The 8,540-nt window shown below is 67.6% G+C and carries 6 protein-coding genes; 3 read left to right on the forward strand and 3 right to left on the reverse strand.

The window, feature by feature from the left end; genetic code table 11:
* Positions 1-480: 480 nt before the first annotated feature.
* The 3 genes from VDQ18_RS21765 to VDQ18_RS21775 all read right to left on the reverse strand — a co-directional run bounded on the left by VDQ18_RS21765 (position 481) and on the right by VDQ18_RS21775 (position 4,256).
* The gene (locus tag VDQ18_RS21765) at positions 481-1,269 is read right to left on the reverse strand and encodes a xanthine dehydrogenase family protein subunit M (protein ID WP_323022965.1); all 789 of its coding nucleotides are present in this window, start codon (positions 1,267-1,269) and stop codon (positions 481-483) included.
* Positions 1,270-1,280: 11 nt separating this feature from the next.
* Positions 1,281-3,662, reverse strand: coding sequence for a xanthine dehydrogenase family protein molybdopterin-binding subunit (locus VDQ18_RS21770; RefSeq protein WP_323022966.1), 2,382 nt, complete (start codon positions 3,660-3,662; stop codon positions 1,281-1,283).
* A 102-nt stretch (positions 3,663-3,764) separates the two neighbouring features.
* A complete protein-coding gene (locus VDQ18_RS21775; protein ID WP_323022967.1) occupies positions 3,765-4,256 on the reverse strand; it encodes a (2Fe-2S)-binding protein in 492 nt (163 codons plus the stop codon).
* 212 nt (positions 4,257-4,468) lie between these two features.
* On the opposite strand from VDQ18_RS21775, the gene purQ reads away from it, so the two are divergent.
* From purQ to VDQ18_RS21790, 3 genes are read left to right on the forward strand one after another with little or no spacing between them, the layout of a single operon-like run.
* Positions 4,469-5,137, forward strand: coding sequence for a phosphoribosylformylglycinamidine synthase subunit PurQ (purQ, locus tag VDQ18_RS21780; RefSeq protein WP_323022968.1), 669 nt, complete (start codon positions 4,469-4,471; stop codon positions 5,135-5,137).
* A 57-nt stretch (positions 5,138-5,194) separates the two neighbouring features.
* Positions 5,195-6,979 (forward strand): sensor histidine kinase, encoded by a 1,785-nt coding sequence (locus tag VDQ18_RS21785; RefSeq protein WP_416235140.1) that lies wholly within the window; start codon positions 5,195-5,197, stop codon positions 6,977-6,979.
* Positions 6,980-7,039: 60 nt separating this feature from the next.
* A complete protein-coding gene (locus tag VDQ18_RS21790; RefSeq protein ID WP_323022969.1) occupies positions 7,040-8,422 on the forward strand; it encodes a sigma-54 dependent transcriptional regulator in 1,383 nt (460 codons plus the stop codon).
* The last annotated feature ends 118 nt before the right edge of the window (positions 8,423-8,540 follow it).

Below are 8,540 nucleotides of genomic sequence, written 5' to 3' on the forward strand. Positions count from 1 at the left end.
GCCTGTGATGCGGTCTCAAGGCTCCGTCTAGGTGACTTGAGATCCAATCCCGTTCTTGGCGCCGAGTGGGGCCCTCGCCGTCTGGATGGCGCTCTTAGGGCAGATATTGGCGGACACTTGCTGTCGCAGCGCGGCGAGCAGGGGGCGCCCTTATCTCAGGGGGAACGACTGAGAGGGGCCGTCGAGGTTTGGCAGCCCTCCGGGAGGGGTGAGTATTTTTGGCAAGATGATGCTTTGGCCCCGCGTCGTTTCCCCATGGGGAGGCCGTCGTGGGGAAAAGGATGTGTGCCTGATGGATCACGAGGCGCGAGGCTTGGGGCTGGCGGCGGGGCGCGCTCAGGGGCTCTCTCGCCCCGAGATACCATCCGCACAACAGGGTCTCGGCCTGTGCAGCTAAGGCGCAGCCCTCGCGGCGCGCGCAGAGGGGCCGGGCGTAGCAAAGGCCGGGCGGCAGGGGGTTTCCCTGCCGCCCGGTGTGTCTCAGCGGGCTGCGGTCACGGCGCGGCGGGTCATCACGGCGCAGAGATGCGCGCGATAGGCGGGCGTGCCGTGCAGGTCGCCCATCATGCCGTCCGCGGGCAGCGAGAGGCCGTTCAGCGCCTCGGCGGTGAAGGAGCGGCTCAGCGCCTCCTCGGCCTCGGTCCAGCGGAAGACGCCGCCCTCCGAGGCGCCGGTGATCGCCACCCGCACCCCGTCGCCGTATTTCGCGACATAGGCCCCGGTCAGGGCGAAGCGCGAGGCGGGCTGCTGGAACTTGGCATAGGCCGCCTTCTCGGGCACCGGGAACTTCACCGCGGTGATGATCTCGCCCGGCTCAAGCGCCGTCTCGAACATGCCGGTGAAGAAATCGTCGGCAGCGATCTCGCGGTTGTTGGTCACGATGGTCGCGCCCGACCCCAGTGCCGCCGAGGGATAGCAGGCCGAGGGGTCGTTGTTGGCAAGCGAGCCGCCGATCGTGCCGCGGTTGCGGACCGCCGGGTCGCCGATGCCGCCGGCCAGAGCCGCCAGTGCCGGATAGACCGAGGCGGCCTCGGCTGCCACCACCGCATGCGGGGTGGCGCCGCCGATGACCACCAGCCGGCCTTCCAGCGACACGCCCTTCAACGCGGCGATCCCGGTCAGCGAGACCAGCACCCCCGGCGCGTTGAGGCGCTGTTTCATCGAGGGCAGCAGGGTCTGTCCGCCCGACAGCGGTTGCGCGTCCTCACCCCCCAGCGCGGCGACCGCCTCGTCCAGGGTGCTGGGTTTCACGAAGTCGAAATTGTACATCGGGACCTCCCTCAGTGCTTCTGCATCGCCGCCCAGACCCGGGCGGGCGAGACGGGCATGTCGATATGCGTCACATGGTCATAACCGCCCCGGTGGAGCGCGTCGATGACCGCGTTGACCACGGCAGGTGGCGAGCCGATGGCCCCGGCCTCGCCGCAGCCCTTCACCCCCAGCGGGTTGTGGGTGCAGGGCGTCTGGCAGGAATAATCCACGTCGTAGAACGGCACGTCATCCGCCCGCGGCATGGCGTAATCCATGAACGAGGCCGAGGTCAGCTGCCCGTTCTCGTCATAGGTCGTGTTCTCGCAGAGCGCCTGACCGATGCCCTGGCCGACCCCGCCATGAACCTGACCCTCGACGATCAGGGGGTTCATGATGTTGCCGAAATCGTCGGCGCAGTGGAAGGCCACGACCTGCACCTTGCCGGTGTCGGGATCGACCTCGACTTCGCAGAGATAGGCGCCTGCCGGATAGGTGAAGTTGCCCGGATCGTAGAAGGCGGTTTCCTCCAGCCCCGGTTCCAGCGTCTCCAGCGGGTAGTTGTGTGGGACATAGGCCGAGAAGGCGATCTCGCCGAAGGTCTTGGCCTTGTCGGTGCCCGCGACCGAGAAGGTGCCGTCCTTGAACTCGATGTCGCCCTCGGCGGCTTCGAGCATATGGGCGGCGATCTTCTTGCCCTTGGCGATGATCTTGCCCATGGCCCGGTCGATGGCCGAGCCGCAGACCGCCAGCGAGCGCGAGCCGTAGGAGCCCATGCCGAAGGGGATCTTGGCGGTGTCGCCGTGGACGATCTCGACCGAATTGGCGTCGACGCCGAGTTTCTCGGCGACGATCTGGGCGAAGACCGTCTCATGGCCCTGGCCATGGCTGTGGGCGCCGGTCATGACCGAGATGTTGCCGGTCGCGTTCACCCGCACCGTCGCCGCGTCATAGAGGCCGACGCGCGAGCCGAGCACCCCCACGAGGTTCGAGGGCGCGATGCCGCAGGCCTCGATCCAGGTGCTGAGCCCCAGACCCCGCAGCTTGCCGCGGGCTTTCGACTCCGCCGCGCGGGCTTCGAACCCGGCGAGGTCGGTCATCTCCAGCGCCTTGTCGAGCGTGGCATGGTAATTGCCGGTGTCGTAGACCAGCCCGACCGGGGTGGTGTAGGGGTACATGTCCGGCGTGATGAAGTTCTTGCGCCGCACCTCGAACTGGTCGAGGCCCAGCTCGCGGCACATCTTGTCGATGACGCGCTCAAGGCTGAAGGTCGCCTCGGGCCGCCCGGCGCCGCGATAGGCGTCAACCGGCGCGGTGTTGGTGAAGACGGTCTTCACGTTCACGTAGACCTTCGGCACCTTGTAGGGCCCCGCCATCAGCGTGCCGTGCAGGAAGGTCGGCGTCGCGGTCGAGAAGTTCGACAGATACGCGCCGACATTGGCCAGCGTCTCGGTCCGGAAGGCGAGGAAGGTGCCGTCCTTCTCGCAGGCCAGTTCGATCTTCGTCACATGGTCGCGGCCATGGGCGTCGGACAGGAAGCTCTCCGAGCGTTCGGCCGTCCAGCGCACCGGGCGCTTCAGCTTCTTGGCGGCGGCCAGCACCACGGCTTCCTCGCCGTAGTGATAGATCTTCGAGCCGAAACCGCCGCCCACATCGGGCGCCACGACCTGCAGCTTGTTCTCCGGGATGCCCATGACGAAGGCGGCGATCAGCAGCCGGGTCAGGTGCGGGTTCTGCGAGGTGGTGGTCAGCTTGTAATCGCCGGTGCCGGGGAAGTATTCGCCGATCGAGGCGCGGGGCTCCATGGCGTTGGGCACGAGGCGGTTGTTGACCAGCTCCAGCGTGGTGACATGGGGCGCGGACTTGAAGACCTCGTCCACCGCGGCGCGGTTGTCCTCGATCCAGCCCCAGTCGAAGCAGAGGTTGTCCGGGATCTCGTCATGCACGCGGTTCGACGGGTCGGCCACGGCGGCCTTCATGTCGACGATGGCGGGCAGTTCGTCGATCACCGTATCGGCGGCGAGCTGCTCGGCCGCGTCCTTGGCCTGGGCATAGGTTTCGGCGATCACGGCGGCATAGGCGTCGCCGACATGGCGGACCTTGCCATGAGCCAGCACGGGGCGCTTCGGTTCGCGCATCGGCGTGCCGTCGCGGCTGTTGATCAGCCAGCCGGCGGGGTTGCCGCCCACGTCCTTGAAATCCTCGCCGGTGAAGACCGCCAGAACGCCGGGCATCGCCTCGGTCGCGGCGGTGTCGATGGACACGATCTTGCCGTGCGCCACGGTCGAGCGGCAGAAGACCGCGAAGCTCTGGCCGTGCAGGTTGAGGTCGTCGGTATAAACGCCGCGTCCGGTGAGGAAGCGGATGTCTTCGCGCCGCTTGGTGCTGGCGCCGATGCCACCGTCTTTGGGCATGGAATCCTCCCTGATATGTCGGGCCGGGATGGGCGGATCGCCCATCCTACGCGGCCGGGTTCGGTAGGATGGGCGATGCGCCCATCATCCGGCGTGTGTCGGTTATTCGGCGGCGACGCCCAGCGTCGAGACATCCTGCCCCGAGGCCGCCAGCACCGCCTTGACGATGTTGTGGTAGCCCGTGCAGCGGCAGATGTTGCCTTCGAGATAATGGCGGATCTCGGCTTCGCTGGGCTTGGGGTTCTCGGCCAGCAGCGCCGCCGAGGACATCACCATGCCCGGCGTGCAGAACCCGCATTGCAGGCCGTGGTGGTCCTGGAACGCCTGCTGCACCACGCCGAGCGAGCCATCCTCGTTGGCCATACCCTCGATGGTCGTCACGCTGGCGCCGTTCACGTCCTGCGCCAGAACCGTGCAGCTTTTCATCGCCTTGCCGTCCACATGCACGACGCAGGCGCCGCATTGGCTGGTGTCACAGCCCACGTGGGTACCGGTCAGACCCAGCTCCTCGCGCAGGAACGACACCAGAAGCGTCCTCCCCTCGGCCTCGCCCGACATGGACCGGCCGTTAACGGTCAGTGTAACCTTGGTCATGTATCCCTCCCTTCGGATGGCGGCATGTAAGCACGGGCCGCCAGACCGCGATATGCCACCTTAGGACTAATTCCCCGGTCTTGGACAGAGGCAGGCGACAGGCGCGGGTAGCGACCCGGCGCATGGGTCGGGCAGGGGGCCGGTTTTCCCTTTTCTTGGGCGCGGCAACGCAGTATGGCAGGCCCATCCCCAGCCCCCACAGGAGACGCCGCATGAAGGCCGCCGTCATCACCTTCCCGGGTTCCAACTGCGACCGCGATCTGGCCGTCGCCTTCGAGGCCGCCGGCGCCGAGGTGACCCGCGTCTGGCACAAGGACGCAGCCCTGCCGCCCGGCACCGATGTGGTCGGCATCCCCGGCGGCTTCAGCTTCGGCGATTACCTGCGCTGCGGCGCCATCGCCGCCCGCTCGCCGATCGCTTCGGCGGTCGTGGCCCATGCCCAGAAGGGCGGCTATGTGCTGGGGGTCTGCAACGGCTTTCAGGTGCTGGTGGAAACCGGCCTGCTGCCGGGCGTCCTGATGCGCAACGCCGGGCTCAAGTTCATCTGCAAGCCCGTGGCGCTGGAAGTGGCGACGGCCGACAGCGCCTTCACCCAGGGCTATGCCAAGGGCGCCACGGCGATCATCCCGATTGCCCATCACGACGGCAATTATCAGGCCGACGCCGAGACGCTGGCGCTCTTGGAGGGTGAGGACCGCGTGGCCTTCCGCTATGTCGACAATCCCAACGGCTCGCAGCATTCGATCGCCGGGATCCTGTCCGAGAACCGCCGCGTCCTCGGCATGATGCCGCATCCCGAACGCGCGGTGAACGCCCAGCATGGCGGGACCGATGGTTCGGCGCTGTTCCAGGGGGTTATGGGCGCTCTGGCGCTCACCTGAGGCGACCCCGTGCCGCGGCGCCTTGAGGCGCCGCACGCGCGCCCCTAGTATGCCGCCATGAGCGACACTTCCCCGACCCCCGCCTCGGCGGCGCCCTTGCGGCTTGGCCTGCCCCCGTGGGGCAAGGCCATCGTCGGGCTGCTGATGATCGTGGCGGTCGCCGTGGTCTGGGTGATGGACGATTGGCTGAGCGAAAGCTTCACCGTCGACACCCGCAACCGGGCCCAGCTGCGCCTTGTCCTCTATGCCGGGAACATCGAGGCCGAGCTGCAGCGCACCCAGGTCGTGCCGATCCTGCTGTCGCGCGATCCGGTCCTGCGCGAGGCGCTGCGTTCGGGCAATTACACGACGATCTCGCAGATCTTCATCTCACTGCAGCAAGAGGTCGGCGCGGCCTCGATCGAGCTTCTGGACACCGCGGGCCGGGTGGTGGCCGCCACCGACCGCAACCGCCTGGGGACCCAGCGGGGCAACGAGGCGCTCTTCGTCGATTCGCGCCGTCTGGTCGATGCCAGCGGCAATAACGAGACGCTGTTCGCGGTGCAGGCCCGGGATTCCGGCGGCTATGGCTTCGCCTATGCCCGCGCCATCCGCGAGGGCGGGCAGATCCTGGGTGTCATCACCGTCGAGGTCGATCTGGCGAAGTTCGAACGCTCCTGGTCGGGGCTTCTGGATGCGGTGGCGCTGATCGACAGCGAGGGGCGGATCATCCTGTCCACGCAGCCCCGCTGGCGCGGCCGGACCGAGGCCGAGGCGCTGTCGATGCGCGACGCCCCCACCGCCATCGAGCGCGCGCTTCGCTACACCGCCGATCTGGCGGGGCGGGGGCCCGATGCGTTCCTGTCCAACGAGGCGGTGCTGCGCTCGGAAACCCGGGTCCAGCACCGCGGCTGGCGGCTGATCAGCTACACGACCTATGACGGTGTGCGGGAAAAGGTGAACGGCGTGCTGGCGCTGGTCATCATGGGTTTCGCCCTCCTGCTGGCGATGGTCTTCTACCTCTTCTCGCGCCGTGCCTGGTCGCAATCGGCGCGGCTGGAACAGGAATCGCTGGAACTCAGGCAGCTGAACCTGCGCCTGCAACGCGAGATCGCCGCCCGCGAGAAGGTGCAGAAGGAGCTCAACGTCGCCGAACAGACGCTGGCGCAATCCTCGAAACTGGCGGTGCTGGGCGAAATGTCGGCCGCGGTCAGCCATGAGCTGAACCAGCCGCTGGCCGCGATGAAGACCTATCTGGCGGGCGCGCGGCTGCTGATGACCCGGCGGCGGGGTGAGGAGGCGCTGGTCAGCTTCCAGCGCATCGACGACCTGATCGACCGGATGGGCGCCATCACCCGCCAGCTGAAAAGCTTCGCCCGCAAGGGCGGCGACGCCTTCGAGCCGCTCGACCTGCGCGATTGCGTGACCGAGGCGCTGACCATGATGGAACCGCGCCTGCGCGAACGCCGGGTGCTGGTGGTTCGGACATTGCCGAAGGAACCCGTCACGGTGATGGGCGACCGGCTCAGGCTGGAACAGGTCATCATCAACCTGATGCGCAACGCGGTCGATGCGACCCGCGCCGTCAACGCGCCGCAGATCGACCTGATCCTGACCCAGGGCGATACCGTCACGCTGACCATCAAGGACAACGGCACCGGCATCGCCGATATCGGCAAGGTGTTCGAGCCCTTCTACACCTCGAAAAAGGCGGGCGAGGGCGTGGGCCTTGGCCTCGCCATCTCCTCGGGCATCGTCGCCGATCACGGCGGCAGGCTGACCGCGCGGAACCTGCCCGAGGGCGGCGCCGCGTTCGATATTGCGTTACCGGTACTGGCCAACGCCGGACAATCGGCGGCATAACCCCTATATTGGCTCAGCGGGTCGTCGATCCGCCGCCACATGACGATCAGGAGAGAGAGCATGAGCGCTCCGGAAAGCGCCCCCAAGCTGGACCCCGCCACCGCGCCGCTGGCCGGCCGCACACCAACCCGTGTCGCGGTCATCGACGACGAACAGGATATGCGGGCCTCGATCAGCCAGTGGCTGTCGCTCTCGGGGTTCCAGCCCGAGACCTTCGGCAGCGCCGAAGAGGCCCTGGCGGTGCTGAGCGCCGATTTCCCCGGCATCGTCGTGTCGGACATCCGCATGCCGGGCATGGACGGGATGGCGCTGTTGAAGCGGCTGATGGGCATGGATGCGGGCCTGCCGGTGATCCTGATCACCGGCCATGGCGACGTGCCGATGGCGGTGGAGGCGATGCGCCTCGGCGCCTATGATTTCCTGGAAAAGCCCTTCGATCCCGAACGGATGGCCGATCTCGCCCGCGGCGCGCTCAAGGCGCGCGGTCTGGCGCTGGAAAACCGCGCGCTGCGCCATGAGCTGTCCGACGGCAGCACGATCATGCGCCGCCTCGTCGGCCAGTCGCCCGAGATGGTGCGCCTGCGCGAAGATATCCTCGATTACGGCCAGGCCGACGGCCACGTCCTGATCGACGGCGAGACCGGGACCGGCAAGACGCTGGTGGCGCATGCGCTGCACGCCGTCGGCCCCCGGGCCGGGCGCAAGTTCGTCGCCGTCTCCTGCGCCGGGATCGAGGACGAGGCGCTGGCCGCCAAGCTCTTCGGCCCGGTCGAGGCCGGCGGCCTGCCGATGGTCGAGGAAGCGCGGGGCGGCACGCTCTGCCTTGAGGACATCGAATCGCTGAGCCCGGCGTTGCAGGGCCGCCTGCTGACCTTCATCAACGACCAGCCTGCGCCCCCCGCTACGCGGATCGTCGCCATCTGCAACGACCACAAGCCGGGGCGGACGCTGGAGGATGTGCTGCGGCCCGACCTCTATTACCGGCTGGCGGCGATGAAGCTGACCCTGCCGCCGCTGCGCACCAGGGGCGAGGATATCCTCGCGCTCTTCAAGAGCTACGCCAGCGATTACGCCGAGGAATACGGCTGCCCGGCGCCCGATCTGTCGGCTCAGGACGCGGCCTATCTGTTGCAGGCGCCCTGGCCCGGCAACATCCGGCAGCTGGTCTCGATCGCCGAGCAGAGCGTGCTGCAAAGCCGCCGCGGCACCGGCTCGGTCGTGTCGCTGGTGATGGCGGAAAACGAGGCCTCGGGCAGCGCGCTGACCACCGAGGGCAAGCCCTTGAAGGATTACGTCGAGGCCTTCGAGCGCACGCTGATCGACAACACGATGCGCCGCCACAAGGGCTCGATCGTCGCGGTGATGGAGGAACTCTGCCTGCCGCGCCGGACCCTGAACGAGAAGATGGCGAAATACGGCCTCAGCCGCGCCGATTACGTCTGAGCCGTCGCATCGGCGGCAAAACGACCAAGGGGCAGGGTAATACCTGCCCCTTCTTTGTTCTGAAAATATCCTCGGGAGGATTTTCAAGGAGGGTGGAAAACCCTCCTTGAAGCGGGGG

The sequence above is a fragment of the Pararhodobacter sp. genome, assembly GCF_034676075.1.
GTDB lineage: Bacteria > Pseudomonadota > Alphaproteobacteria > Rhodobacterales > Rhodobacteraceae > Pararhodobacter.